The 25,935-nt window shown below is 44.3% G+C and carries 25 protein-coding genes and 1 riboswitch; of the genes, 7 read left to right on the top strand and 18 right to left on the bottom strand.

Annotated elements, in window-relative coordinates; translation table 11 throughout:
• The first annotated feature begins 15 nt into the window (after positions 1-15).
• Genes Psch_RS18845 through Psch_RS18830 form a run of 4 tightly spaced genes read left to right on the top strand, consistent with a single transcriptional unit; the run spans position 16 to position 2,986 of the window.
• Entirely contained in the window at positions 16-879 is an 864-nt protein-coding gene (locus tag Psch_RS18845) for an ATP-binding protein (protein ID WP_190259313.1), read from the top strand.
• Positions 876-1,769 (top strand): ATP-binding protein, encoded by an 894-nt coding sequence (locus Psch_RS18840; protein WP_134220330.1) that lies wholly within the window; start codon positions 876-878, stop codon positions 1,767-1,769. Before Psch_RS18845 ends, Psch_RS18840 begins: the two co-directional genes overlap by 4 nt.
• On the top strand, positions 1,770-2,111 hold the full coding sequence (locus Psch_RS18835; protein ID WP_134220329.1) for a NifB/NifX family molybdenum-iron cluster-binding protein: 342 nt from the start codon (positions 1,770-1,772) through the stop codon (positions 2,109-2,111).
• A 17-nt stretch (positions 2,112-2,128) separates the two neighbouring features.
• Positions 2,129-2,986, top strand: a complete 858-nt coding sequence (locus Psch_RS18830) for an Mrp/NBP35 family ATP-binding protein (protein WP_134220328.1) — start codon at positions 2,129-2,131, stop codon at positions 2,984-2,986.
• A 111-nt stretch (positions 2,987-3,097) separates the two neighbouring features.
• On the opposite strand, the gene Psch_RS18825 is transcribed toward Psch_RS18830, so the two are convergent.
• The 3 genes from Psch_RS18825 to Psch_RS18815 form a co-directional block, all read right to left on the bottom strand.
• Positions 3,098-5,257, bottom strand: a complete 2,160-nt coding sequence (locus Psch_RS18825) for an ABC transporter ATP-binding protein (RefSeq protein ID WP_190259312.1) — start codon at positions 5,255-5,257, stop codon at positions 3,098-3,100.
• A complete protein-coding gene (locus Psch_RS18820) occupies positions 5,254-6,981 on the bottom strand; it encodes an ABC transporter ATP-binding protein (RefSeq protein ID WP_190259311.1) in 1,728 nt (575 codons plus the stop codon). The genes Psch_RS18825 and Psch_RS18820 overlap by 4 nt, the downstream gene beginning before the upstream one ends.
• 73 nt (positions 6,982-7,054) lie before the next feature.
• The gene (locus Psch_RS18815) at positions 7,055-7,492 is read right to left on the bottom strand and encodes a MarR family winged helix-turn-helix transcriptional regulator (protein ID WP_190259310.1); all 438 of its coding nucleotides are present in this window, start codon (positions 7,490-7,492) and stop codon (positions 7,055-7,057) included.
• 285 nt (positions 7,493-7,777) lie between these two features.
• On the opposite strand from Psch_RS18815, the gene Psch_RS18810 reads away from it, so the two are divergent.
• Positions 7,778-8,122: a NifB/NifX family molybdenum-iron cluster-binding protein gene (locus Psch_RS18810; RefSeq protein ID WP_134220452.1), complete on the top strand. Its 345-nt coding sequence runs from the start codon at positions 7,778-7,780 to the stop codon at positions 8,120-8,122.
• Between the two features lie 99 nt (positions 8,123-8,221).
• Here Psch_RS18810 and Psch_RS18805 read toward each other — a convergent pair whose 3' ends face one another.
• The 15 genes from Psch_RS18805 to Psch_RS18735 form a co-directional block, all read right to left on the bottom strand.
• Positions 8,222-8,413, bottom strand: a complete 192-nt coding sequence (locus tag Psch_RS18805; protein ID WP_190259309.1) for a type II toxin-antitoxin system antitoxin — start codon at positions 8,411-8,413, stop codon at positions 8,222-8,224.
• 18 nt (positions 8,414-8,431) lie between these two features.
• On the bottom strand, positions 8,432-9,274 hold the full coding sequence (locus Psch_RS18800; protein ID WP_190259308.1) for an SPFH domain-containing protein: 843 nt from the start codon (positions 9,272-9,274) through the stop codon (positions 8,432-8,434).
• Positions 9,275-9,534: 260 nt separating this feature from the next.
• Complete coding sequence (locus Psch_RS18795) at positions 9,535-11,274, bottom strand: sigma 54-interacting transcriptional regulator (RefSeq protein WP_243124217.1); 1,740 nt, start codon at positions 11,272-11,274, stop codon at positions 9,535-9,537.
• A gap of 431 nt (positions 11,275-11,705) precedes the next feature.
• Positions 11,706-12,329 (bottom strand): DUF4145 domain-containing protein, encoded by a 624-nt coding sequence (locus Psch_RS18790; RefSeq protein ID WP_190259307.1) that lies wholly within the window; start codon positions 12,327-12,329, stop codon positions 11,706-11,708.
• Between the two features lie 93 nt (positions 12,330-12,422).
• Complete coding sequence (locus Psch_RS18785; protein WP_190259306.1) at positions 12,423-12,632, bottom strand: hypothetical protein; 210 nt, start codon at positions 12,630-12,632, stop codon at positions 12,423-12,425.
• A 173-nt stretch (positions 12,633-12,805) separates the two neighbouring features.
• On the bottom strand, positions 12,806-13,504 hold the full coding sequence (locus Psch_RS18780; protein WP_486644313.1) for an NUDIX domain-containing protein: 699 nt from the start codon (positions 13,502-13,504) through the stop codon (positions 12,806-12,808).
• Positions 13,505-13,595: 91 nt separating this feature from the next.
• Complete coding sequence (locus Psch_RS18775; RefSeq protein WP_190259305.1) at positions 13,596-14,000, bottom strand: hypothetical protein; 405 nt, start codon at positions 13,998-14,000, stop codon at positions 13,596-13,598.
• A 379-nt stretch (positions 14,001-14,379) separates the two neighbouring features.
• On the bottom strand, positions 14,380-15,162 hold the full coding sequence (locus tag Psch_RS18770) for an enoyl-CoA hydratase-related protein (protein ID WP_190259304.1): 783 nt from the start codon (positions 15,160-15,162) through the stop codon (positions 14,380-14,382).
• Positions 15,163-15,232: 70 nt separating this feature from the next.
• The gene (locus Psch_RS18765; protein ID WP_190259303.1) at positions 15,233-15,517 is read right to left on the bottom strand and encodes a ferredoxin family protein; all 285 of its coding nucleotides are present in this window, start codon (positions 15,515-15,517) and stop codon (positions 15,233-15,235) included.
• Entirely contained in the window at positions 15,514-16,809 is a 1,296-nt protein-coding gene (locus Psch_RS18760) for an FAD-dependent oxidoreductase (protein ID WP_190259302.1), read from the bottom strand. Before Psch_RS18760 ends, Psch_RS18765 begins: the two co-directional genes overlap by 4 nt.
• A 17-nt stretch (positions 16,810-16,826) precedes the next feature.
• Positions 16,827-17,786, bottom strand: coding sequence for an electron transfer flavoprotein subunit alpha/FixB family protein (locus Psch_RS18755; protein ID WP_243124216.1), 960 nt, complete (start codon positions 17,784-17,786; stop codon positions 16,827-16,829).
• 9 nt (positions 17,787-17,795) lie between these two features.
• Positions 17,796-18,563 carry an electron transfer flavoprotein subunit beta/FixA family protein gene (locus tag Psch_RS18750; protein WP_190259301.1) on the bottom strand — a complete coding sequence of 256 codons (768 nt, stop codon included), beginning with the start codon at positions 18,561-18,563 and terminating at the stop codon, positions 17,796-17,798.
• 362 nt (positions 18,564-18,925) lie between these two features.
• Complete coding sequence (istB, locus tag Psch_RS18745) at positions 18,926-19,672, bottom strand: IS21-like element helper ATPase IstB (protein ID WP_134220419.1); 747 nt, start codon at positions 19,670-19,672, stop codon at positions 18,926-18,928.
• Complete coding sequence (gene istA / locus Psch_RS18740) at positions 19,666-21,204, bottom strand: IS21 family transposase (RefSeq protein WP_190259300.1); 1,539 nt, start codon at positions 21,202-21,204, stop codon at positions 19,666-19,668. The genes istB and istA overlap by 7 nt, the downstream gene beginning before the upstream one ends.
• 358 nt (positions 21,205-21,562) lie before the next feature.
• Positions 21,563-22,702 (bottom strand): acyl-CoA dehydrogenase, encoded by a 1,140-nt coding sequence (locus Psch_RS18735; protein WP_190259299.1) that lies wholly within the window; start codon positions 22,700-22,702, stop codon positions 21,563-21,565.
• Positions 22,703-23,194: 492 nt separating this feature from the next.
• Between Psch_RS18735 and Psch_RS18730 the strand changes: the two genes are divergently transcribed.
• Together Psch_RS18730 and Psch_RS18725 are read left to right on the top strand one after the other, a co-directional pair.
• Positions 23,195-24,751, top strand: coding sequence for an acyl CoA:acetate/3-ketoacid CoA transferase (locus tag Psch_RS18730; protein WP_190259298.1), 1,557 nt, complete (start codon positions 23,195-23,197; stop codon positions 24,749-24,751).
• Positions 24,752-24,774: 23 nt separating this feature from the next.
• The gene (locus Psch_RS18725) at positions 24,775-25,047 is read left to right on the top strand and encodes an aldehyde dehydrogenase family protein (RefSeq protein WP_190259297.1); all 273 of its coding nucleotides are present in this window, start codon (positions 24,775-24,777) and stop codon (positions 25,045-25,047) included.
• Positions 25,048-25,739: 692 nt separating this feature from the next.
• Positions 25,740-25,860, top strand: a riboswitch (molybdenum cofactor riboswitch).
• Positions 25,861-25,935 lie beyond the last annotated feature (75 nt).

Below are 25,935 nucleotides of genomic sequence, written 5' to 3'. Positions count from 1 at the left end.
TCAGGGAGGTAAAACATGGCGACAAATCTAACCATCGCAGTTGCCAGCGGCAAAGGCGGGACGGGCAAGACCACTGTTTCCGCAAACCTTGCCTGCGCGGCGGTAGAAGCAGGGCATAAAGCAGCATACATGGATTGCGATGTGGAAGAGCCAAACGGACACCTCTTTTTAAAACCCCGTATTAACCGTATCTTTCCGGTCGGCATCCCCGTTCCGGCAGTAGACGAAGAAAAGTGCATGATATGCGGCGCCTGCGGGGAAATATGCCAGTACAGCGCCATCGTAAAAATCAGTAACACAGTCCTGACCTTTGACAATATGTGTCACGGCTGCGGGGGTTGTTCACTGGTCTGCCCTGCCGGCGCCATAACCGAAAAAGAGCGTCCCATAGGCATGATTGAAGAGGGTAACGCCGGCAGGGTTTCCTTTATACACGGCAGGCTCAATATCGGGGAAGCCATGAGCCCGCCGCTGATCAAGGCCGTCCGCAAGGCAGGGCAACATGGCAACCTGATCGTAGTCGACGCCCCCCCAGGGACTTCCTGCCCGGTCATTGCAGCGGTCAGAGGAGTTGACTACGTGCTGTTGGTAACCGAGCCGACTCCTTTCGGGCTTAACGATCTGGGCCTTGCTCTTGACATGCTGCGCGAACTCGGGATCCCCGGCGCGGTGGTTTTAAACAGATCGGATCCGGAATACAACCACCTGGCCCATGGTTTCTGCAGAGAAAGAGGAGTGCGGATTTTGGCTGAAATTCCTGATGAACGCAAGGTGGCTGAAGCCTACTCTGTTGGTGAATTAGCCTATTATGCCGTACCTGGCTACAAAGAAACCATGCAGCAGCTTCTGGCCTCCGTGGAGAGGGAGGCGATAGGTTGAAAGAGCTTGTAGTCATCAGCGGCAAGGGCGGCACCGGTAAGACAAGCCTGGTAGCTTCCCTGGCGGCATTGGCTGAAAGACCGGTACTGGCGGATTGCGATGTAGACGCGGCAGACCTGCACCTGGTTCTTGAACCAATAATCAAGCACTCTGCTGCATTTAGCGGAGGTAAAACCGCCTCAATCCAAACAGAAAAGTGTATCTCCTGTGGAAAATGTTTTCAACTCTGCCGTTTCGGGGCAGTGATCAAGGATGAGAGCAAGCCGCCGGTTTACACCATAGATTCCATAGCCTGTGAAGGTTGCGGCGTATGCAGTTATTTTTGCCCGGAAAAGGCAATTGATTATAAGCCGTCTGTAAACGGACAGTGGTTTATTTCTGATACCCGCTATGGGCCCATGGTCCATGCCAGGCTTGGGATTGCCGAGGAAAATTCAGGTAAAATGGTGAGCCTGGTACGCAGTCAAGCCAAAATGATTGCCGAAAAGGAAAAATCGGCCTATGTTCTTGTAGACGGGCCACCCGGTATCGGCTGTCCCGTTATCGCCTCGGTTACAGGAGCCGACGCCGTGCTGATTGTTACTGAACCAAGCGTGTCCGGCCAGCACGACCTGGAGCGAGTCATAGAGCTGGTACGTCATTTCAATATACCTGCTTACCTTTGCATTAACAAGTTTGACCTTAATCTTAATATAAGCGAAGGAATAGAAAAAAAGGCCATAGCCGGTGGTGTCCGGTTAGCAGGCAGGATTCGCTACGACCGGTCGGTTACCTTAGCCCAGGTCAGAAAACTGCCGGTGGCAGCTATCCCCGACTCGCCTGCTGCTCAGGATATCAGGGCAACGTGGGATAATATCATAAAAAAAATAAATAATAAGGAGTGTCTTTAGATGAAAGTTGCCATGCCGATAGCAGGAGACCGTTTATGCGCGCATTTTGGACACTGTCAGCAGTTCTATTTTTTTGATTTTGATGAAAATACCAGAGAAGTTTTAAAGAAAGATACCTTGATTGCTCCACCGCACGAGCCCGGCTTGCTTCCCAGGCTTTTAAAGGAAAAAGGAGTCAACCTCGTCATCGCCGGCGGTATGGGTATGCGAGCGCAGGAATTATTCGCCCAGAACGGAATTAAAGTGGTCACCGGCGCCGGCGCGGAAAATGACCCGGTAGATATCATCAAGGAATACTTTAACGGCACTTTGAAGACTGGCGCCAACTTGTGCGATCATTAGGGAGGGAGCAATCCATCATGGAAAATGATACTAATTGCAGTTGCGATTCTGACAAAGGTTCCGGCTGCAGCTGCGGGACGGACAAGCAGGTAGTTGAAAATTCCAAAACCGGCATAGAAAAACTTACCGTTAACGAATTCAGCACAGTCAAAAACGTAATTGCAGTTATGAGCGGTAAAGGAGGCGTTGGGAAATCATCAGTGTCTTCCCTGCTCGCCTGCGGTTTTAGAAGAAAAGGCTTTGAAGTCGGGATTATGGATGCCGATATTACAGGTCCCAGCGTACCCAGGATGTTTGGCGTCAAAGGGAAGTCCGAAGGAACTCAATTTGGAATACTTCCCGCAGAAACTAAGACCGGTATCAAGGTGATGTCAATTAACCTGCTGCTTCCGAAAGAAGAAGACCCTGTTATTTGGCGGGGGCCCATCCTTTCCGGGGTTGTCAAACAATTCTGGACGGATGTTGTTTGGACCGACCTGGATTATCTTTTTGTCGACCTGCCGCCCGGCACCGGGGATGTGCCCCTGACAGTGATGCAGTCCCTTCCGCTAAACGGGCTGATAGTCGTGACCTCTCCGCAGGAACTGGCAGTCATGATCGTCAACAAGGCGGTCAAAATGGCCAAACAGATGAATATACCCCTCCTGGGTTTGATTGAAAATATGAGCAGTACAATCTGTCCCAAGTGTGGTGAGGAATATCAGCTGTTCGGCCGCAGTCACGGTAAGGAAGTCGCGGAGGAATTTTCAGTCCCTTTCCTTGGAAGCATGCCGGTTGACCCCTACCTGGCCACACTCTGCGATACGGGCAGGATCGAAGATTACGAGAGCAACCTTTTTGCCAACTTGATACCCGAAAAAATAGCTGCAGACTGAAGTTTCATTCCAAAATAACGAAAGCGTGACCACTCCAGCAGGTGAGACAGGGACAGTTCTCCATCTCACCTACTTTGTTTCCCTGATAAATAGCAGTTCATATCATACACATCAAATGTTACCTGCGGCTTCATTCAGGTTTGCCCCGGTAAACTGGCTGTTATACAGCTCTGCATAAAAACCGCCTTTGCCAATTAACTCTCTATGGGCGCCCATTTCAATGATACTACCTTTATGCATAACCAGAATGAGTTCCGCGTCACGAATTGTCGACAGTCTATGGGCAATGACAAAACTTGTTCTGCCTTTCATAAGGTTGGCCATGGCTCTTTGAATCAACACTTCTGTCCTTGTATCAACGCTGCTGGTCGCTTCATCAAGGATCAATATCGCAGGATCTGCAAGTATGGCCCGCGCTATGGTAAGAAGCTGCTTCTGTCCTTGAGAAATATTGGTCGCTTCTTCATCAAGGACCGTATTGTAGCCATCAGGCAGCGTTCTGATAAAGTAGTCTGCGTGAGCGGCTTTAGCTGCGCGTACTATTTCCTCCATTGCAGCGCCTTCTTTTCCGTAGGCTATATTATCCTTAATGCTCCCGTTAAACAGCCATGTATCTTGCAGCACCATGCCAAACATCTTGCGCAGCTCACTGCGCTCGATATCTTTTATGTCAATACCATCGATGCTGATCTTGCCGGCGTTTATTTCGTAGAATCGCATCAGAAGGTTTACAAGTGTGGTTTTGCCCGCGCCGGTCGGCCCTACAATAGCAATAGTATCGCCCCTTTTCACCTCCAAGTTCATGTCCTCAATAAGCGGTACGTCCTCTTTATAACGGAAACTCACATGTTCAAATTTAACTCCGCCTTTTGGAAATTCGATAACCTTTGCAGCGGGACTGTCGGGCACTTCTTCTTGTTCGTCCAGCACTTCAAATACCCGTTCCGCGCAGGCGATAGTTGATTGAATAATATTGGCGATATTTGCTGTTTGGACAATCGGCATGGTTAATGATCTTGAATACTGAATAAATGCCAGTATATCTCCCAACCCGAGTATATTCCTGGTAATCCAAATGCCTCCAACAATACTGATAAACACATACCCCAGATTGCTTATGAAATGCATCAGAGGGAACATGCTGCCTGATACAAATTGGGCTTTCCACCCTGCACTGTTAAGCCTGTTATTGATAGCTTCAAATTCTTCTATCGAATTCTTTTCTTGTCCAAATGCTTTCACTATTTTATGCCCGGTATACATTTCTTCAACATGACCGCTTAGTTTACCCAGTTCTTTCTGCTGGGCTGCAAAGTATTTTTGCGACTTCCTGGCGATGAAGGCAGTTGCCAAAATATATAACGGAAGCGTGGCAACTATGATCAAAGTAAGTAACGGGCTGATTGTGAGCATCATAACGATGTAACCGAGTATTGTAATGACCGATGTAATAATCTGGGTCAAGCTTTGCTGCAAAGTTGTTGATATTGTATCAATATCATTGGTAACGCGGCTTAATATGTCTCCATGCGGATGCATGTCAAAATATTTCAGCGGCAACCTGTTAAGCTTATCGTCTATTCCTGCGCGCAGGTCACGTACGGTCTTCTGCGCGACACCTGACATCACAAGTCCCATAATCAAGCTAAAAGCGGCGCTTAACAAATACATTCCCAATAGGACTAAGGCAATTATACCAATGTAGTGAAAATCATATCCACCATTAGTTTCCCTTATGGCCCTAATTGATCCATCAATTTGTTCCTGCGTCAATTTAATATTTGGCTGTCCGTTCTGTCCGCTATCCGGCATCCTTTTACTCAGATCTATAATTTTCTGGCATATATCAGCCTTCTGATCCGCATCTGTCACCGTATTGAGCATGGGAAGATTCATAAAGTCCTGGACAGCCTTAATGGTTTCAGGGTCTGCCGGCAGCGTATCATCCCCTTTCCGCACATTATTCACTTGATAATTTATCTGTTCAACTGCTTTAATTTGAGCTTCAGACATCTGCTGCAGCATCATCTTCGCCATATAACCATCCTGCAATTTATTCATTGCTTTGCTGGTTACTTTAGGCGCGGCTATGGTGAATGTTGTACTTGCAATTGCAAATACCAAAACGATAATTAAATTAATTCTATGTGGTTTTAAATATTTAATTAGCCTTTTTAAAGTCTCTTTAAAATTTTTAGCTTTTTCAACCGGCCTTTCAAAACCACCTCTTCTGCCGCCCAAAGGTCCCTGCTGTCTATTTTGTTCACTCATGCAATTTCCTCCTCCGACAACTGCGACGACACAATTTCCCGGTATACCCCGCAGGTACCTAACAGCTCACTATGGGTTCCCATTCCTGCAATCCGCCCTTCATCAAGGACGATAATCCTGTCGGCATCCATAACGGTACCTACCCTCTGGGCTACAATAATTACCGTCGCTTCAGTAGTTTCTTTTTTTAAGGCCGCGCGCAAGCGCGCGTCTGTCTTAAAGTCCAGAGCTGAGAAGCTGTCGTCCAAAATGTAAACCTCAGGTTTTCTTACCAGCGCCCGGGCGATGGCAAGCCGCTGTTTCTGGCCTCCCGACACGTTGGTCCCGCCTTGAGCAATGACATGGTTAAAGCCGCCATCCATATTTGAGATAAACTCAGCTGCTTGAGCAACTTCAGCGGCATGCTTTACTTCTTCGTCTGTTGCCTTGGCATTACCGAATTTTATGTTGTCAGTGATTGACCCCGAAAACAATACTGCCTGTTGCGGTACAAAACCGATTTTTGAACGGAGGATTTCCTGGGACATCTCTCTTACATCCACACCGTCTATAAGAATTCTTCCGCTATCCACGTCATAGAACCGTGGAATCAGGTTGATCAGGGTTGATTTACCCGAACCCGTGCTTCCTATAATGGCGGTCACTTCACCGGGTCGCGCTAAAAAGGAAATGTTTCGCAAAGCCGGTTTTTCCGCGCCATGATAGCTGAAGGTTACATCCTTAAATTCCACATAACCTTTTGCGGTAAAAGAATCTTTTGTTTCTTCGGCATCTGTTATTTCAGGCACCGTTTCAAGGACTATATTAATTCTGACTGCGGCAGCCTGAGCCCGTGGAACCATAATGAACATCATGGCCAGCATAACCATGGAAAACATAATCTGCATGGCATATTGAGTAAACGCGGCAAGCGCGCCCAGATCCATACTGCCGTTACTTATGCGTATGCCTCCAAACCAAAGGACAGACAGCGAGGTGAGGTTCATGACCAGCATAATGGCAGGCATCATGAAAGCCATGATCCTATTTACTTTGATATAGTTGTTTGTAAGATCAGCATTGGCTTCATCAAAACGTCTCATTTCACGCGCTACGGTATTAAAAGCACGAATTACACGAATGCCGGTAAGCTTTTCACGTAGAACAAGATTGATTTTATCAATCTTTACCTGAACCAACCTGAACAGCGGTATCATCCGCGATGAAATCAAAACAATCACACAGGCAAGAACAGGTATGGCAACTGCAAGCACCAAAGTAAGGGTCTTATCTTGCCGTAGGGCCATGATAATACCACCAATGGCCATCATCGGGGCACTGATCATCATACGCATGATCATCACGGTAACCATCTGGATCTGGTTGATATCGTTCGTGGTCCTTGTAATAAGAGTAGCGGCGCCCATTTTATCAAATTCATTTAACGAGTAGCTCTCAACCCGGCTGAATACCTTGCTTCGCAGAATTGTTCCCAAACCCACGGCAGTTTTTGATGACAAGAAGCTTGCAAAAATCGCGCAAATAGCTCCCCCTCCAGCGACAAGAAGCATCAGTCCGCCAAGTTGCATAATCTTGTCCGTATCACCCTGCATGACTCCATCATTAATTATGTCCGACATCAAAGCTGGAAGATAAAGATCTCCCAGCGTTTGTAAAAACACAAAAACCAACACACCTACAACCATGGCAGTAAATGGGTTTAAATACCTATATAATTTTAGCATTAAAACGCCGCCTCCAATGCCAATAGGTTAGTTATCCAACTCTTTATTGAAATTAAGATTGTTTGTGCAATTATTAATGCTTATCGTTTAAAATCTTTTTTAGGACATCCAATCCTTCTATTATTTTTGCAATTTCTTCAGGTGTTCCTGCGCTAAGCAAGTCTTCAAAGTTTTTTTCAATTATTTTATGAAACCCATTGTGGATTTCTCCAAACTTCGGGGTTACTTTTACATAGACAATCCTTCTATCCTCTTCGCTTCTCGTCCTTATAACCAACTGTTGTTTTTCCAGTCTATCAATTATGCCGGATATAGTGCTATTGGATAAATTAATCTTTCTGCTTAATTCAGTAATCTTCATTTCACCAAATTTTATCAATGCGCCAATAACTAAACTTTGCGGCAGTGTTATTCCAATATCTTCAAGCCTCCTGCGCATACTGTGCTTTATAGTTTTATTCACTTCAAAAAAAAGTCTTGCTACCTCGACCTTTTTACTTACGGTTTCCATTACCATATCCTCCATTGCTCAATTATTTTCACATCTTAATATTTCGTACAGAAAATAATTATATTTATCATCGATAATCCTGTCAAGAGCTACAGCAAGTAAAATACGCAAAAATAGCTGGTCCGGATTTTATATCGTCATATTTATTGTTGACATGTGTTCGTTATAGCCGGTATGATTATCATTAAACCACGTCCATAATAACATGGCTTAATACTTCTAATACCGGGGAACAATTTAATTAGTACAATTAAAAAAAGCAGGACAAAGGAGGAAATTATAAAAATGAAAATCGCCATGCCTTACCTGAATGGACAGGTAAACGCACACTTTGGCTCCAGCCGGGAATTTGTCGTAGTTGAAACAGAGAACGGAAAGATTACCGGCAAAAAAATACTGACCAACGAGGTCCTGCACAATCATGGAGGACTGGCTAGTATGCTTAAAACCGAAGGGGTAGAAGTAATCATCACCGGGGGCATCGGCCGGCCGATGGCTGAGGCGCTTCAACGGACAGGCCTGCAGGTGATCTCCGGCGCATCCGGTGAAGTAGAAAGAGTAGCCGCAGACTTTCTCAGCGGCCAACTGGTTACCGGAGGGGGCCAGTGCAACTGCGGCGGGCATCATTAAAGCGATTGAGCAGAGCGAAAGCGTGATCCAAAAGATCACGCTTTTCCAGTTACATTCATGATTTTTACTTGCATCAGTTTATTGAAAATCACAGAATCTTTAGTCACTGTTTTGTTTCTGATCTTCCTGCGCGTCCCGGGCGGCTGGTACACGCCCGGCCCGGAAAGCTGCTTGACGCAGGAGAAATTCGATCTGGGAATTAACACTTCGAAACTCGTCAGCAGCCCATCGTTCCAACACATCGTAAAGTATTGAGTCTATGCGCAGAGGAAATTTTTTCTTTGCAGCCATGATTATCCTTCCTGGGTTCTAGTAGAGACTCCCTACATTGATGACCGGCTGAGAAGACCGGTCTGAGACTATTGCAACGAGAAGGTTGTTAATCATCATTACTTTCCGTTCCTCATCCAGCTCAATAATATTATCTTGTTGCAGTTGGGCAATAGCCATTTGAGCCATCCCAACAGCCCCTTCTACGATAATCTGGCGGGCAGCTAGAATTGCTGATGCCTGCTGGCGCTGCAGCATCGCGCTGGCAATCTCAGTAGAGTATGCCAGGTGGGTTAAACGGGCTTCAATTACCTTAACACCGGCATCCTTAAGCCTTTCCTGCAGTTCCCTGGCCAGTTCGCCAGCTACTTCCTCAGCATTGCCACGTAATGAGTACCCCTCTTGATCAAAGGAATCATATGGATATTTGGCAGCAACATGTCGCAGGGCAGCCTCGCTCTGAATCTCAACAAACTGTTCATAATCGTCAACGTTAAAAATTGCTTTAGCGGAATCTATCACTTTAAAGACAACTACGGCAGCAATTTCAACAGGGTTACCTTCCACATCATTTACCTTCAGTATTTTACTGTTAAAATTTCGAACCCGCAATGAGATCTTGGTACGGGCAGTAATTGGATAAGTCAACCATATCCCGCTTTCACGAACGCTGCCTACATAACGGCCAAAGAATGTTACAGCTTTGGCTTCATTGGGGTGAACGACGTTAATTCCGCTCAATACCAATAAAGAAAGAAGAATGAGGGCAATCTCTGCAACAATATTATAGCTGTCAAAAAGATAAGCGGCTGCGCCAATTAGTAACAGGACAAGTAAAACCCCCAGAAACCCGTTTAACTTCCAAGCCTTGTGTTCAACCATCTGCCAACCTCCTTTATTAATATCAATTTGATATCATCATAATATCAACTTTGAAAGCTCTTGTAAACAGCAATCGCCACTGTTGTTCATGATATTCATAGCTACAGCCAGGATAACCTCCAGGTCTTCCAGGGAGGAAAATCATTGAGCTATCTTGTTTAGATAATCTGGCTGCACATATGGCTAGAGGAAGGTGGATAGAAGCCCATTAGAAAATACTCCTCAGTGGTGAGGAGCTTGAGCCGGGTGTTTATAATCATTTAATTGAACTTTTTATAAATACCATACCTACTCATTTTTTCGTAAAATGTTGATTTGCTTACTTGTAGCAAATTGGAGGCCGTTATACAATTACCCTTTGTTTTTTCCAGTGCTTTTAAGATCATATCCTTTTCCAATTGCTCCACAACTTCTTTCAGAGGGCGCACATCTTTAGATACTCTTACCATATCGTGTTTAGGTAGATAAGGTGCAACATGATCTTCGGTGATGATCTCATCCTCAACGATATTAAGAATCCGCTCTAAAACGTTTTCCAATTCCCTTACGTTGCCTGGCCAGTGGTAAGTGGTGAGACAGTCTATAGCTGATACATCAAGTGCTTTCCGGCAACAGTTAAGCCGCCTGATAAGTTTTTTCATTACTGCATCCGCCAGGAGGGGAATATCCTCCGGTCGTTCCCGCAGCGGCGGAATATTCAAACTTACAACATTTAACCTGTAAAATAAGTCCTCTCGAAACAGGTGTTCCTGAACCATTTTCTCTAAATTGCGGTTAGTGGCAGCCACTATCCGCACATCTATCTTGATAGTCCGGTTTCCCCCCAGCCTTTCAACTTCTTTTTCCTGCAAAACCCGCAAAAGTTTTACCTGCATGTTCATAGGCATATCACCTATCTCGTCCAAGAAGATGGTCCCCTTATTTGCAAGTTCAAATTTGCCGAGCTTTCCACCTTTCCGGGCGCCGGTAAAAGCTCCGTCTTGATAGCCAAACAACTCCGATTCTAAAAGCTCTTCCGGCATAGCGGCACAGTTAACCTTAACAAAAGGGCCGCAAGACCTGGGACTTGAGCTGTGCAGGGCATGGGCAATAAGTTCTTTCCCTGTGCCGCTTTCGCCACGGATTAGCACTGTAGAATTATTTTTTGCTACCCTCAGGGTCAGTTTCTTCAGATCTCTCATTGAGCAACTATTCCCTGCAATATCTTGCAGGCTGTAACTGGTTTCATGATAAGATTTTATTTCTTCCTTATAATATTCCAATTCAGATTGCAACTGCCCCACTTTTTTTATTAGTGAACGCAGTTCGGAAACATCCTGGAACATCACTTTGCCAATCGCAGCCACTAGTTTCCCGTCAATTTTGATCGGTATACGGGAACATACTGCATTATGGCCGTTGATTCGCTGTATTTGCCCTATTTCCGGATGGCCTGTCTGCAGAACAATATGCAGTCGGGTATTTTCGATTACATCCTGAACATTTCGTCCCAATGCTTCTTCTTGCTTTACACCCAAGAATTTACAATAAGCCTGGTTTAACATAGTAATTTTTGCCTCTGTGTCAACTCCCACAATGCATTCATAGTCGCTATCCAGAACCGTCTCAAGTAGTTTCATAACCTGGCGCGTGGATTGCAACTCTTTTGTTGTCTCCTGCAACTCTGTTATGTCCTGTAATACAGCGACCGCTCCTTCAATTGCACCGTTATATGTAATGGGTAGATGATTTGATATATAACAGCGTTCACCAATATACATCCGTTGTCCAGTTACACATACACCTGTTTTTAAAACCTTTGTCAAATACATACCCCGAGATACATTTTCAATGTGACAACCCAGCAAATCTTTTTCCTTCTGTCCGAAAATACGTTTAGCAGCCTCATTAACAGAAACAATTTGACCATCAACATCAACCACAATAATACCGCAAAAGCTCGCATCCAAAGCAGCTAACATAAGATTGGCGTTTTCTATTTTGGAAGTTGAACCCGGCATTAAGACCCTCTCCTTAAGACGGGATTTTGTTAACAGATTGCTTAAATTGTAAATATTCTCAAGTATACTAAAAAGTTAAAAATTTCACATTGATATTACTAGAAATAGCCCTTTTTGAGTCTACAAAAGAGGCTATTTTTAGACACCATAAAACTATATTATCTATATTATTATGTTATCACAAAAAATATAATTTTTCATTAAGCCAGTTATGGCCATTTCCTTTAAGATCGCCCGCACCACAATATCACACGGGGCCAACTCAGCCAGTTCGTGGAATAAAGCGCTGTCCATTAGGATTCCGGGAGGAGCTATCGAAAAATAAGCATTTTTCATTTTACTCTAAATTGGATTTTTCTCTTATTCTTCAAGTTTTCAGGGTTCGTTTTCTCAGTATTAATACCTATGATCAAGTTAAGTAAAGAAACAAATCAAGGTGAATCCCTTTTTATTATTTCTTCTTTCTTTGTTTGCGGCAACCTATCATATAGCTCTTTAATTTTTTTAGGTTGAGTTATCATAACATCTGCAACTATGTTGATTAATTCAAAAAGGCTTAAAACCATATCAGGATTATCATTTGAATCTATTGCCCCAGGATATACATCCGCGTTCCCAATAACACGAATAATATCCAGGGCCTGTTGGATTTGAAGAGGTAATCCTTTTTTTACAAGACTAGCGATATCATCATTCATATTTTTTCCAGGTTCACCAAGTAGTTTTGTTAGTTTTTGAACGCACAAACGTATTAACGCAAAAGCTCCACGTGGGGATTTATTAAAGATTGAACTTGCTTCGATATAATCCGATATTATCTCTTCACCCAAATCAGGGTTGGGTGGCATAATGCCACCATTATCGGGATATATCATTTTTTCATAATGCCATAAAGAATACTTTTGGCAATTGCTGCAGAAACATATCATAAGGTAAGCAATATTATAATTTGAAACATCATATCTTGTCGGATGCCAAGATTGCTGTGCATATGAATTACAATGAGGGCAAGTAAATACATCTTTTTTATACTGTGGCGGAGTAAATGGTACCATAACATTTTCCCTTTCCGCATGTTAAATTCTGCCTATAGATTCTACAACCCCTAAGTACTAACTTCCATAATACATAATGCCTTGATATTATGGTCAAAGCAAGCCTCGCTCAAACTTTAGCTCAGTGTACTGCTTTACCTTATCTACTATTGCTCTAGCAGCCTCCATAAGGTCTTTGTCCATGCTTGTCATCATCACGATTTTAACTTCCTCAGTAATCTTCTCCCACTTTAGGGCTTCTCTAACTTCCAGCATATCGCAGACTTCTTGGAGAGTAAGATGTTTCTTTTTTGATATACCCAAAGCTAAAATCCCTCCCAATCGTCAGCATTAACTCGAGATCCCTTTTGACAGCGCGCGGTTTGTCAAAGACTTCCCGACACAGGAATACGGACCCGGGTTGGTGGAGCCACATCAACTGCTATGCAATGGGGCTCTGGCTTGTTGAAGTTCAGGCAAAGTAAATATCTCTGGCATTAGGTTAAATGCAACATCTGTGTATCAATTTTGTTTCTTAGCCTTTCAAGTGCATACTCAATTATTTTTGCATGGTCAAACGCTATTCCATTTGATTCAACAACTGTTCTTTCTGTTTTGGTTGCGTTACCTTCAACTATTTTTACGGTCTTTACAATGGCAGAAAGGTTATCTCCTTCATTTGACAAGCTCAACTTAAAAAGTTTCTGTAGAATATATCCTCTTTTAGTTAAAGTCCTTTGCTCCTGATACAATTCACATGAAATAGCAAACCATTTAGCATCATCGGCATCATCACCAGCTTTTATATTAAGTGTTGAGCTGTCAACAAGTGACATGTAGGAAGCACTTATCACTCTTGTGCGTGGATCTCTGGATACATCTCCCCATGTATAAAGTTGCTCCATATATATGTCATCAATATTAGTTTCCTCTTTGAGTTCCCTTAGTGCTGCTTCATCCAAGCTTTCATCTATTTTTACAAAACCCCCTGGTATAGCCCATTTACCCATATATGGATGGCCACCCCTTTTAATCAGAAGCAGTTTCAAAACTTTCCCTGGAAACATCTCGTAATTCTTTTCTTCCCCAGTTAAAGTAAAAATAAGTATATCTACTGTTACTGATAGTCTCTCATATTTACTTGCATCGTAGGTTAATAAGAATTGCTCCTCGGAAAGTCCCTGTTTATTTATCAATTTAGTTTCATGAATTATTACCACCCTAATTTGTTATTTGATATTATCAATTTATGTGAATGACCATTTGAATGATTAAACATTAAATATATTAAATTAATAAACTTTTCAATAAATTTCTAAGATAATCTTTAGTAAGGATTTTAGCTTCAAATGGTGACAGGGAAATAACTTGTTTCCAAATACCGTCCCTGTCACTCACAAATGTTATTTTCCCTTTTTTTGTTTTCAATTGTATGTTTCCAGTTGTCCCAACAGCAGACCTTATATTTGGTATAAACTCGATTCTTTTATCTCCCGCTATCAATATGAATTTTTTTGCATAGTAAGCGCCCAGGCTCTGTTTATAAATAGTCATATCCTCGTACAATGTAAATAACAGTTTTTCTTCAATTAAATCCGATAGCCAATCCTCAAGATGCCTATAAAATAATTTTATCCTCATGCACCATTGTTTATTAATTTTAGTGACTTTTTTCTCCGACTCCTCTTTCAATTGTTTCTTTCTCCTCAAAAGATCGGCTAAATCACTCATCATTCCCCACTTCTTTCAGTACCATTACGTTATTAAAGGTAATCATATATCGTTAATACGGTTAACTTCATTCACCTTAAAGTAGCCAGTAGATGGAGGATACGACTCTTTTGAAGAGCAACCGGAGCAACCATTGGGTTCTGACAGGTATTAAGGATGACCTTATAGTCATCCCTTATACCTTTCTGGTTGCCCTGCCAGAACCAAAGCGTTAAACTAGTTATATTATAGCCACTTCTGCCCTTTATAACTGTTTATACAAATTAATTTACGTTCTCGTATTCTGATAGTGGTTTTCCTCGTATACACAATGCATCGAAATTCAGCAATTGTACTATTCCTAAAGGCCTTTGAAGGACGGTTTTTGTTTATTCAAGAAAGCTTTCATCCCAATGTCCTGATCTTCGGTAGTAAAGCAATCTGTCCAGAGTTCAATTTCATATTTGCACCCTTGGTCCAGACTCATTTGCAAACCGCGATGGATTGCTTCCTTCGCGTATTTTATAGCCAGGGGGCCATTAGCAATAATTTTTTTGGCCATGTCTACTGCCGCATCGATTAGTTTTTCCGGTGGCGCCACAGCATTTACCAGGCCGATGGACATAGCTGTTTCAGCGTCTATCATTCCTCCGGTCAAAATCAACTCGTTGGCTTTTCCTTTGCCAACAAGACGGGATAATCTTTGCGTGCCGCCAAAGCCTGGAATAATACCCAGTGTTATTTCCGGTTGCCCAAGCTTGGCTGTACTGGCAGCGATGCGGATGTCGCAAACCAGGGCTAATTCACAACCCCCGCCCAGCGCATAACCGTTAATGGCAGCAATTACGGGTATTGGCAGCTGCTCAATCATACCATACAAATTGTGTGCAACAATACTATATTCCCTGGCCTCTTGAGCGGTCATATCAACCATAGCTGATATATCTGCTCCAGCCACAAAAGCCTTGTTGCCTGCTCCGGTAATGATCAATGCCCTTACTTGATCATTTTTTGCCACGTCCTTGATAACTTGCTCCATTTGTTCCAAAACTTCCCGGCTTAAAGCGTTCATACTTTTGGGACGATTAACTGTAACAGTAGCAATACCTTCCGCAACTTTTAAATCAATCAAAGTATTCTCCATTTCATAAACCTCCTGTTTTAATTAATTAAATAATGTTCTCCCAATAACTTACATTAAGCCACAATTTCATTTAACCGTAGCGGAAGTTAATCCCGAAACCACCCCTGGGATATTGCCAGCTGATGGCTCCTTCTTTGGGACAAACAGTCCTGCATGTACCGCATTCAAGGCAACCGGCATAATCAAAACTAATTTCACCGTCTTTTTCTGTGTACAAACCTGCCGGACAGGCAAAAGTGCAAGGCTTGTCCATACAAGCAGCGCATATATCCTTTTTTAAAATAATATGTGCTTCATCATCATCAACGGCAAATTTATTGATTCCCAGCAACTGTTCAATGCTCATACGTTTCACAGCAGTCGCGCTCCTTTCAAGCCATCCACGGCCAGTTGGGTCAAGCCGATCTTGCTTTGTTTGATCTGGCTGAATACTTTACCCAAAAGGCGTACCGGAGGGCCGCCGTCAACGGTAAACATTTTGCCCATAAGGCCTGTAACCAGTTGCGGATATGATGTAAACATGCGCGGGTTTGCCATGAATTGGGGCGCCTGACGGTAGGCCACCAACTCTTTCATGACAAAACTTTCTTTTAATAACTGCTGGTACGTGCTTAGTCCTTGGCGCGAGAAATTGTTGTTGGCCCTGGCCGCCAAAACGGCTTTTGCAGCAGCTTCACCTGAAGCGATGGCGAAATCCACGCCCCTTACAATATAACCCAGATTGAGGACAAATCCGGCGGCGTCACCTGCCACTAAAATCCCGTCTCCGAAAAGTTGAGGCATCATATTCAACCCTGCTTCAGGTACCAGGTGGGCCGAATGCTCTACTATTTCTCCACCTTCAATTAAGGGAGCTATATGCGGGTTTTCCTTAAAATCTTCCATCAAATCTATTATCTTATATTGACTATGCTGCAGCGCTCCCGCGGTGACAACCAGTCCCAGGGATATGCTGCTTTTATTGGTGTATAGAAAGCCACCGCCATGCATACCTTTGGTACAGTCGCCAACAAACAGTTGGGCTGCACCTTGGTTCCCGCTAAGCTGAAAACGCTGGCTGATGGTTTCCTCAGATAATTGGATAACCTGTTTTATTCCGGTTGCCACCTGCTTTGGACTAAACTTTTTGCCCAGGCCGGCCTTTTGTGCTATGAGCGAATTTACGCCGTCGGCTGCAATGACCACATCGGCCAGCATCCTGTCTTCGCCGGCCTGAATACCCACAACCCGGCCGTTTTCTCTAATGAGGTCATCAACCCGAATGCCGCAGGCAACCATAGCCCCCGCTTCTTCAGCCTTTGCAGCCAACCAGGCGTCAAAATCAGCCCTCAAAAGGGTCAAAGAATGATAGGGAGGGGTACCCCATTTTACCTCCTGAAAGTCCATGGAAACGCTCCGGCTTCCGTTCATCATGGTTATAGTTTCCTTTACCACGGGCCTTTCTACCGGGGCTTCTTCCCAGAAATTGGGTATGATTTTGTGCAGGGCATGACTGTACATCCGGCCCCCAAACATGTTTTTACTGCCAGGAGTTGCCCCTTTTTCGATCAGAAGCACATCAAGGCCTTCCTTTGCCAGCAAGTAGGCTGCTGTACTGCCTGCCGGACCGGCTCCAACGATAATTGTCGCAAATTTTTCTTCTTCCATTTCCAACACCACTTGAATTATATTTTTAGCACGTTGCCAAGTTCTTTAATCAGTTTGGGAACGACATCGTACAGGTCTCCTACGATACCGTAGTCGGCGGCATCAAATATAGGCGCATTTTCATCACGGTTGATTGCAAATATTATCTTGCTGTCACGTATACCGGTTATGTGCTGAATCTGCCCTGACACCCCTAGGCCAATGTAAAGATCCGGTTTAACCTTTTTCCCGGATATGCCCATATACACCTCTTCAGGCAACCAGTGCAGGTCTTCCGCTACAGGCCTGGAACAGCCTATCGTACCACCCAAAACACGGGCAAGTTCCTCTGCTAAAGCAATGTCCTCTTTCTTTTCGAACCCGCGGCCGACGCTGACAATAATTTTTGCTTCGGTTATATCCACTGCTTCCTGTACCTTCGGAGTCCGGTTAATGACCTTCACGGCAGAAGACGGCGCCGCCGGCAGTCTGGTAATTTTCCCCTCTTTCCCTTCTTGTAATGGAGCTTGTTCAAAAGTCCGGGCAGGTATGGTAGCCATCTGGGGCCGGGTGGAACAAATTATTTTTTGTATGGCCTTTCCCCCGTAGATTAAGCGTTCCATAACCAAAAATTTCTTATCTTGATCTAACGCAAAGGAATTACATTCCGTGCAAAGTCCGGTATTCAGGCTGGCCGCAATACGGGTTGCCATTTCTTTACCCCGCCTGGTTGCTCCAATCAAGAACACATCCGGATCAGCATTGCGGGCCGCTTCAACCATGACCGGAACATAAGCTTCAAGTGGCTGCTCCTTATTCAAAGATGGCAGCAGCAGAACCTCGTCAGCCCCATGTTTAATGTATTCCCGAGCAAATTGTTCAGCAGCCGCTAAGGCCACCAAATTGACGCCCAATTCGTCAGCTAAATTCCGGCCGGCATTTAAAAGCTCTAAAGTTAGTTCGCGATTTTCGGCAAATATCCAGATCCCTGACATCATTACAACTCCTTAAGCTATTATTCCTTCTTTTAACAATGCGTCAATAACTGCTTTAATATCTACAGGTTCGGCCCCGAACCTCAAACGGCGTCGCTCCATGGTTGCCCCGCGTACGCTGATCTCTCGCAGCCGCGGCTCATACTGTTGGCCCAGTTCGTTTAAGGTGACTTTTTCCACAGGCTTTTTGGCAGCCCCTAATACCTGCTTCAATGTGGGTATTCTAGGTGTGTTAATATCCGGCAGAACCGTAACCAGAGCCGGCAACGGTATCGCTACTACTTCCACACCGTCTTCAAGTCTGCGTTCGGCTATGATTGTTTTGTCTTCTTCAACATAGGTTAACTTGTTAACATTGGTTGCACATGGAATACCAAGCTTTTCAGCTAAACCAGGACCTACTTGCTGGGCGTAAAGGTCACTGGACCCTTCTCCACAGATGATCAGGTCATATTCCATTTTGCCAATTGTATCTGCTAGAATAGCCATTGTCTGTGAAGGTTCAAGATTAATAAAGGACGGGTCATTAATAAAGCAAGCTTTTTCCGGACCGCGGGAAAGGGCGTCTTTTAGACTTTGCTTGGCTGTAGGCTCACCTACCGTCACAGCAACAACGCTGCCGCCATGCTTCTCCTTGAGGCAAACTGCTTCTTCTATAGCACTACGGTCGTAATCGCTAATTTTATAACCGACCCGGTCAAAGACGAGTTCATTGGAATTTGCCGCCACCTTGATGTCTGCTTCATCGTTAACCCATTTAAAGCAAGTAACTATCTTCATTCGTTAACTCTCCCAACTCTATGCTTTTAATGTTAGAACCTGTATATTCCGCTAAGAAAAAACACCTAGACCGCCGAAGTTGAACACTAAGACCGTTTAAATTGAACAATCATTCCGTAGTGGCTGTACATTGATAACTAAAGGATCACATGGTATACTCAAACTGCTTTTACTTTTAAGCAGGATAGGGCAACACTGAGGAGTGACCCGAGCGGCTTAAGAGTTTTGCGGGGAGAGTGATGCCGGTGAGCGTCGCTCTTTTTTTGTTAAAAGCAACATAACATCACTCTCTTTGGAAAACTAAGCGATAAACCTCGGGAGTTTGAGGGCAGAGCCCTCAATAGCCGTAAGGCTGTTTTGAATTATCTGTTGGCAATACCCTTGCGCTCCCGCATAGAGTTTTTACCGTCGATAAAAATGGTGTAGGAATCATGCACAATGCGATCTGAAATGGCATCGGCCAGTGTCGGTTCGCCAATTTTATGATACCAACCGCCGATCTCAAACTGGGAACAGAATATGGTAGAAGCTTTTTTGTAACGAGATTCTACGATCTCAAGCAGATCGCGGGCTTCGCTTTCCTTGAGCGGAAACAGAAGCCATTCATCCAAAATGAGCAGCTTTACCTGTTTGTAAGCTTTGATGACCTTGCGGTATGTCCCCTCACCGCGTGCAATGGCCAATTCACCCAGCAGATCGGGAAGCCGTACATATTTAACCGTGTAAAAGTTTCGGCTGGCAGCCATGCCAAAAGCATTTGAGAGGTAGGTTTTTCCGCTACCCGTGGCTCCAAGGATTATGATGTTATGGGCTTCTTGGATGTAGTTACAGCTAGCCAAGCGGATGATTTGAGCTTTGTCGAGTTTGCGATCGTCATGATACTCAATGTTCTCAATACAAGCGTCATTGAAGGCAAAACCCGCGTTTTTGATCAAGCGCGACAGCCGATTGTTTTTACGGGCTGCCCATTCGGCATCGATCAGCAGACCGAAGCGTTCTTCAAAAGCCATGTCAGACAAGTTTGCGTTTTTGAGCTGTTCCCGGAATGCTGCAGCCATGACACTAAGCTTCATTTCGTGAAGCTTGGCTACGGTTGAATCGTTTAGCATTTTCCATCCCTCCTGCTGTAGTAATCGGCTCCTCGTGTGAGTCCAAACTCAGAGGAGGAATGGCCCGGGGTTTCTTTCGGCAGCTTGTCCTGACCGGATTTTAAGATGGCCTGAACGCTCTTCAAGCTAGGCTGTACAGTGTAGGACAATGCTTTGGTGCAGGCCGATTCAAGGCGCTCCACCGAATATTTGTCGGCCAGTTTCAAAAGAGCCATACAAGCCTTGTAGCCCTGCTGCTCGACTTTGTGACTTCCTAAAAACAGGTTAATGACAGCGCTTGTATTCTCACCGATTTTGGCTGCCCAGGATTTAAAGCGGTCGCCGTTCCAAGACACATATTTTTGATGATCTGGTGGCATATGGGCTTCCAGGGTGCTGTATTGATTGCTCCTACCATAGAGCCGGGGATGAGAACAAATGCGATTGCCTTGGAAGAAGACCTCAATCACATTGCGGGTAATCCTGACATCAACTTTCTGCTTGATGTATTCAAACGGCACCGAATACTTCTGGGTCTCCACACTGATATGGTAATTGTATTGAACAGTGGCAATCTTCCAGGTCGCCAATTCAAATGGCTTTAAGGGCAACGGCAGCAAGAAGGGTTTTTCCTCATCGAACAAGGTGGCTCTGCTCCCGTTCTTCTTCTGAAAAGGTTTCTCTAGAAAAACCATTAGCTTTTCCCGAATGGCAGCATTCAGCTCTCGTAACGATAAAAACTGCTGATTACGCAGAGCAGCGAGTATCCATGTTGAGATGATGCCGACCGATCCTTCTACCGTGGGTTTATCTTTGGGAGCCCTAACTCTGCATGGAATAACCGCTGTACCATAATGTTCAGCCATCTCCTGATAGGTCTTGTTAATAACTGCTTCGCCTTTCGTCACCTTCTCCACGCCGGTTTTTAAGTTGTCCGGTACCATAATGCGAGTGATTCCACCGAAGAAGCGATAGGCGTTGATATGGGCGGTAATCCAGCTCTCCTGATTTTGTGAAAGGAAGGCTTCCACATAGGCATAGCCGCTGTATGGCAGGGCAGCCACAAACACATAGGCTTGGATAATCTCTCCCGTGTCTGTGTCGATGATCCTGGCGGTTTGTCCCGCCCAGTCTACCTCCATGATTTCCCCAGGCTTACGGTGAATGTGCATGGTTGCCTTGGTGCTTTTCACATAGTCAGCGTAATATTTGTTGAACTGGGTCGACTTGTACGGTACTTGCCCGGATTCGCGACACTGGTCGCAGTATTCAAGCCATAACAGAGTTAAGGTCACACCGCTTTTCGCCATCTCACGATGGATGTAGTCGTAATTCGGCATTTTGTACGCGGGCTTAGCGCTCTCCGAAGAAAAAAGGCGCTGTGACAACTCCTTGTCGGACATTTCGGCCACTGTCTGCCAACTTAGCCCTTGATCCTTTGCTCTTTGAAGCACGTTAATAACCGTGGTTCGAGAGCATCCGCATCCAGACGCAATGCGGCTGTTGTTGATTCCGAGGCTATGTAGCCGCAGAATCTCTTTGTAACTGGTCATCTCTATGACCCTCCTTGAATTTATTTGCACCTTTCAGATGCATAAATTCAATTTAGCAGAAAGGTCATATCCGGTGTTCAACTTTGCCGGAAAGGGTGTCCAGTTTCAAACGGAGACACTGTTCAATCTCAGCGGTCAAACTGTTCAGTTTGACCCGGCATATTCAAGAAACGGTTGTTGGCTTATTTATCTTAGTGTTTTTTAGCTCTTTAAAATATGTTCCGAGGGATAGGATTTAGCTTACTCACAGATCTCTTTAAATAACAAGAACAATCCTGGCTTTCAACCAGTCCTACCCTCAAAGAACATAACTTAAACAGTATGGTTAGGGTATCCTGGGAGCTTACTCCAAGATTCTTTAGCGCAACACGTTGCTGGAAACAACCATTTTCATAACTTCACTGGTACCTTCATATATCTCAGTGATTTTGGCGTCACGATACAGTCTTTCAACTTTATGTCCCTTGATGAAACCAATGCCGCCATGAATTTGTATGGCTCTGTTCGTATGGCGGGCTGCTGTTTCGGACGCAAATAGTTTAGCCATGGCTGCTTCCTTGTTGTAAGGCAAGCCCTGGTCGTAACACCAGGCCGCGTGATAAGTCAGGAACCTGGCAGCCTGTACATCAGTTGCCATATCGGCCAGCATCCACTGGATCGCCTGGAATGAACTGATCGGCTTGCCGAACTGAACTCTTTCCTTGGAATATTGAATCGATTCGTCCAAAGCAGCCTGGGCAATACCCAGCGCTTGAGCAGCTATACCAATCCTGCCGCCGTCTAAGGTCATCATGGCAATTTTAAAGCCCTGACCTTCTTTCCCCAGCAAGTTCTCCTTGGGGATACGGCAATCTTTCATAACAACTTCTGCTGTCGCGGAACCACGGATGCCCATTTTGTCTAAATGCTCTCCCACTTTGAGCCCGGGTGCATTTCCAGGCACGATAAACGCGCTAAGTCCTTTTGTTCCTTTTGATTTGTCGGTCATAGCAAAGATGACAAAGACGCCTGCTACCGGAGAATTGGAAATAAACATCTTTGTACCATTCAAAACGTACTCGTCGCCATCCAAAACAGCAGTTGTACTTGCCCCGCCAGCATCGGTCCCTGCCCCGGGCTCGGTCAAAGCAAACGACCCCAAGACTTCTCCCTTACAAAGGGGTACCAGGTATTTTTGTTTTTGTTCTTCGGTACCAAACTTAAATATAGGATAACTTGCCAGGGAAGTGTGGCACTCAAGTGTAAACCCGGTAGTGGCGCAAGCACGGGATAGCTCTTCGACTACCATGATAAAGGTCAGATAATCAGACCCGGCCCCACCGTACTCCTCGGGATAAGGGATGCCTGTCCATTCCTGCTCCGCCAGTCTTTTAACGTTCTCCATCGGGAAATACCCTTCCGCGTCAACCTTTTCAGCAATGGGCTCCACATACTTTTCACAAAATTCCCTCACACTGGCGCGTATGAGTTGCTGTTCCTCTGTTAGTTGAAAGTTCATAAATATCTCTCCCTTCATGATTATCTTGGATATGAAATCTTTTGTGGGACTGGTCTACCTGCATTTGTTCATTGCCCTAAAGTGCGTATTCCGGCAATTCGGAATATTTCTGTCCGAAAGTCTGGAAATTTCCGCATCACCTCCCTTTAGAATTATTTACTCAAGCTAATACACACCAATAATTTTGTTTTCCCGGTCACTTTAAGCAGGTAGACTAGTTCTTTACTATCGCAAAACTTATACCTGATTAGACCGAATGCAATATAAAAATTTTTCTATTTTAAGCTAAAGCCGTTAGTTTTAAAGGTTTATATACCCCATGACGGCAATTCCAGGATTTATTTTTTTAGTTTGCTCTTCAGGTTCATTGCGGAGAATGGCATATTTTTTGCGTTCAAAACTAGCGACTTTGGTATTGGTGCAGAGTACAGGGTTGGCCAGCCTACAAAACCAATAACAATCAAATAATTTATTCAAGAAGGTGAGGACAAAATGGCACCCAAGTTTATGACTGCAGAGGAAGCAGTAAATTTAATCAAAACGGGGGATACAGTTGCTAGCGTCGGTTTTTTGGGAAGTTTGTTCCCGGAAGAATTGGTTATCGCATTGGAAAATCGTTTTTTAAATACCAGCACACCTCAAGATTTAACGCTCCTTTATGCGGCGGCCCAAGGCGATGGCAAAGACCGCGGGCTTAACCACCTGGCTCATGAAGGTCTGGTAAAACGGGTCATAGGCGGCCATTGGAACCTGCAGCCCAAGATGGGGAAATTGGCTATTGAAAATAAAATCGAAGCCTATAACCTGCCTCAAGGTACTTTAGCTCAACTATTCCGGGAAATAGCAGCCGGGAGGCCGGGCGTCATCACTCACGTCGGGTTGGGAACTTTTGTCGACCCACGAGTAGAGGGTGGCAAGCTGAATGAGATTACCAAAGAAGACCTTGTTGAAGTTATTACGGTTGGAGGTAAAGAGAAACTTTTCTACCCCTCGCTACCTATTAATATGGCTTTAATTCGTGCCACCAGTTCCGACGAATTAGGTAATCTAAGCCTTGAAAAGGAAGCTACTACATTAGAAATCCTGTCTATAGCTCAAGCAGCTCGCAATAGCGGGGGCATTGTTATCGCCCAGGTGGAACGAATCGCGGCGGCCGGAAGTATTGATCCCCGTCTGGTAAAAGTACCCGGCATTTTAGTCGATGTTGTTGTTACCGCTCAACCCCAAAACCACCATCAGACCTTTGGTGCAATATATAATCCCTCCTACAATGGCGAAATCCATATACCTTTAACCCAATTACCTCAATCACCCCTCGATGAACGTAAAGTAATCGCGAGGCGGTCAGCCTTTGAACTTCATCCTGATTCTATTGTCAACCTTGGGATCGGTATCCCTGAAGTAATTGCTTCTGTAGCCGCTGAAGAAGGAATAGCTGATTTTATGACCCTAACCGTAGAGGCTGGACCTGTAGGCGGGGTCCCTGCCGGGGGTTCTAATTTTGGCGCAACCACCAACCCCTATTGCATTTTAGACCAACCTTATCAATTTGATTTTTACGATGGAGGCGGTGTAGATATTGCCTTCCTGGGCATGGCGGAGATGGACAGCGAGGGTAATATCAATGTCAGTAAATTTGGGCCACGTATTACAGGTTGCGGCGGCTTTATCAACATCACTCAGAATGCCAAAAAAGTGGTATTTTGCGGTACGTTTAAAGCTGGGAAGTTAAAAGTTGGTTTTGACGGGGGTAAGCTAAATATTATTAACGAAGGTAAAGTAATGAAACTGGTGCCAAAAGTTGAACAGATTACTTTTAGCGGTTCCTACGCCCGCCAGACTGGTCAAAAGGTGCTTTATGTAACCGAAAGGGCAACCTTTGAGTTGACAGCGGAAGGTGTCATGCTTACTGAAATAGCGCCGGGGATTGATCTTGAGCGTGATGTGCTACAGCAAATGGCCTTTAAACCATTAATTTCGCCCTCATTACGAACCATGGATAATAGAATCTTCCTTATTGCCCCCATGGGAATAAAACATAATCAATAATCCGAAGATTAAGGAGTAAAATCATGCCCACCGTGCCTGTTACCGCTGGCGAGGTCAATGAGGCGAACAAGGTTGCAAAGACTGTCTTCCCTGTATGGTTAACTACACCCTCAGGGAAAGAGTTAATATTTAAATTTAAGGCTATCCTGGACAACTATTTGGAAGAATTGACCTTACTCTTGGCAGAAGAACTGGGGAAAAATCTTGAAGAAGCCGGCGGAGACACTCTTAAGGCCATTGAAGTTATAAAACAATCTTTGACCAAACCAAGCCGGGTATATCATTGGGGAGTCTGAAATATTGGGGCGGTTAATGTGTGCATATCCGTTCCCATCTCTGATTTTCCATAAGATATAATCAAATAAAGCTTATTTTTGGCAATAGCATTAAAAGACAACTAATCTAAATAAGCTGCCCTATTATCATAAACCTGCGCCAAAATTTTTAATCTGATTTAGGCGTGGGTTTTTTTGCCCTTATTATTGCTCCAGCGCTAGTAGTTCTTATGAAAAAATTTCCTTTACGTAAACTTTTCTCCGTGCTTCCATTAGTCTGGAATTTTTCTTGTTTTTCGTAATCTAACAAAATGCATGAGATATCAAACCATATCTTGTTTCCTTTTCCGGCAACCCGGAAACAGAACAACAAATCAGCCCAAAATAAAATGGCATGATATTTGCTCTATTTAAAATCATAAAAATGCTCTGACAAAGGGGGGACAAAAATGACAACCTTCAAATTAAACATGGAACATACTGTATTTTATTGATTTTTGCAGTGAACTGTTAAAGTAACGGTATAAAAGTCGGGCTCGTAGACGAAGTAGAGGTTGCACTCAGGAAGCCAGTTTCAAGGTTGTGGATTTTTGACTAATAAAGGAGTGTTATGGATGTCAACGGCTTTTGGATATTGGGGTAAAGTACTTGAAATAGATCTAAAATCCCAAACAACTAAAGAGGTTCGTCTATAGACATATAAAACGTATAACTTAATATCATAAGTCCGAGTTTACAAGGCTGTCAACGAGAGTTAATGCCGAGTTAACCATTGGGTGAAAAGGGAAACTTTTTTGCCTCCCGTGTTTGGAAAGGGCTGGGTTAACAGTGTATCTACATAGATACAATTGTTTACTAATGCAAACTGTGTTTCTTTGCGTATTAACGGACTAAGGCCTTGTTTTAGTC

This window comes from Pelotomaculum schinkii (genome assembly GCF_004369205.1).
GTDB lineage: Bacteria > Bacillota > Desulfotomaculia > Desulfotomaculales > Pelotomaculaceae > Pelotomaculum_C > Pelotomaculum_C schinkii.
This window is presented reverse-complemented; position numbering and strand designations above follow the sequence as displayed.

Coding starts and splice junctions, on each gene's coding strand:
- Psch_RS18845 (WP_190259313.1), top strand. CDS start 16: ATGGCGACAAATCTAACCATCGCAGTTGCCAGCGGCAAAGGCGGGACG.
- Psch_RS18835 (WP_134220329.1), top strand. CDS start 1,770: ATGAAAGTTGCCATGCCGATAGCAGGAGACCGTTTATGCGCGCATTTT.
- Psch_RS18830 (WP_134220328.1), top strand. CDS start 2,129: ATGGAAAATGATACTAATTGCAGTTGCGATTCTGACAAAGGTTCCGGC.
- Psch_RS18825 (WP_190259312.1), bottom strand. CDS start 5,257: ATGAGTGAACAAAATAGACAGCAGGGACCTTTGGGCGGCAGAAGAGGT.
- Psch_RS18820 (WP_190259311.1), bottom strand. CDS start 6,981: ATGCTAAAATTATATAGGTATTTAAACCCATTTACTGCCATGGTTGTA.
- Psch_RS18815 (WP_190259310.1), bottom strand. CDS start 7,492: ATGGAAACCGTAAGTAAAAAGGTCGAGGTAGCAAGACTTTTTTTTGAA.
- Psch_RS18810 (WP_134220452.1), top strand. CDS start 7,778: ATGAAAATCGCCATGCCTTACCTGAATGGACAGGTAAACGCACACTTT.
- Psch_RS18805 (WP_190259309.1), bottom strand. CDS start 8,413: ATGGCTGCAAAGAAAAAATTTCCTCTGCGCATAGACTCAATACTTTAC.
- Psch_RS18800 (WP_190259308.1), bottom strand. CDS start 9,274: ATGGTTGAACACAAGGCTTGGAAGTTAAACGGGTTTCTGGGGGTTTTA.
- Psch_RS18795 (WP_243124217.1), bottom strand. CDS start 11,274: ATGCCGGGTTCAACTTCCAAAATAGAAAACGCCAATCTTATGTTAGCT.
- Psch_RS18790 (WP_190259307.1), bottom strand. CDS start 12,329: ATGGTACCATTTACTCCGCCACAGTATAAAAAAGATGTATTTACTTGC.
- Psch_RS18770 (WP_190259304.1), bottom strand. CDS start 15,162: ATGGAGAATACTTTGATTGATTTAAAAGTTGCGGAAGGTATTGCTACT.
- Psch_RS18760 (WP_190259302.1), bottom strand. CDS start 16,809: ATGGAAGAAGAAAAATTTGCGACAATTATCGTTGGAGCCGGTCCGGCA.
- Psch_RS18755 (WP_243124216.1), bottom strand. CDS start 17,786: ATGATGTCAGGGATCTGGATATTTGCCGAAAATCGCGAACTAACTTTA.
- Psch_RS18750 (WP_190259301.1), bottom strand. CDS start 18,563: ATGAAGATAGTTACTTGCTTTAAATGGGTTAACGATGAAGCAGACATC.
- istB (WP_134220419.1), bottom strand. CDS start 19,672: ATGCTAAACGATTCAACCGTAGCCAAGCTTCACGAAATGAAGCTTAGT.
- istA (WP_190259300.1), bottom strand. CDS start 21,204: ATGACCAGTTACAAAGAGATTCTGCGGCTACATAGCCTCGGAATCAAC.
- Psch_RS18735 (WP_190259299.1), bottom strand. CDS start 22,702: ATGAACTTTCAACTAACAGAGGAACAGCAACTCATACGCGCCAGTGTG.
- Psch_RS18730 (WP_190259298.1), top strand. CDS start 23,195: ATGGCACCCAAGTTTATGACTGCAGAGGAAGCAGTAAATTTAATCAAA.
- Psch_RS18725 (WP_190259297.1), top strand. CDS start 24,775: ATGCCCACCGTGCCTGTTACCGCTGGCGAGGTCAATGAGGCGAACAAG.